The following is a 546-nucleotide window of genomic DNA, read 5'->3' as shown; positions in this document are numbered from 1 at the left end:
GGAAACCAAATTGCAGGAAATGGCGGAGTTGGATCGCTTGCGCTCATTGTCTCGCCCCGGTTTATCTATGGTCTTTGTTGACCTCAAAGAGAGCCTTAACTCCAAAGCACTTCCGCAGGAATGGGACTTATTGAGACGCAAAGTGGACGATGTAAAACTGCAGCTACCTTCCAGCGCGCAGATCAGCGTAGTACAAGACGAGTTCTCTGAAGTCTACGGCATGCTTTTCTCTATCCACAGCACAGATGCTGCACCAGAAGAGTTGCGTCGCTACGCCGAAGAGCTGCAACGCCAAATCAAAGCCGTCGACGGCATCAAAAAGATCGAGCTACACGGCATTCAACCTCGCGTTGTACATATCGATATGCCAGACGAGCGCTTGGCTCAATATGGTTTGTCGATCGCACAAGTTTGGAACCAACTGAGCACACAAAACAGCACGTTCGAAGCGGGAAAATTCGATGCAGGTACAGAGCGTATTCGTATTGCGCAAACCAGTGAGTTTCAGTCTCTAGAAGACATTCGCAATTTAATCATCAATGGTGG

Annotated in this window: 1 protein-coding gene; it reads left to right on the top strand. The window is 48.9% G+C overall.

The window, feature by feature from the left end; all coding sequences use genetic code 11:
• Positions 1–546 (top strand): efflux RND transporter permease subunit (locus R7Z50_RS30285; protein ID WP_318150121.1); only part of this gene is annotated, 546 nt, incomplete at both ends.

This window comes from Vibrio sp. 1249-1 (genome assembly GCF_033340495.1).
Note: the sequence above shows the minus strand (reverse complement) of the source record. Positions and strands in the feature narration are given on the sequence as shown.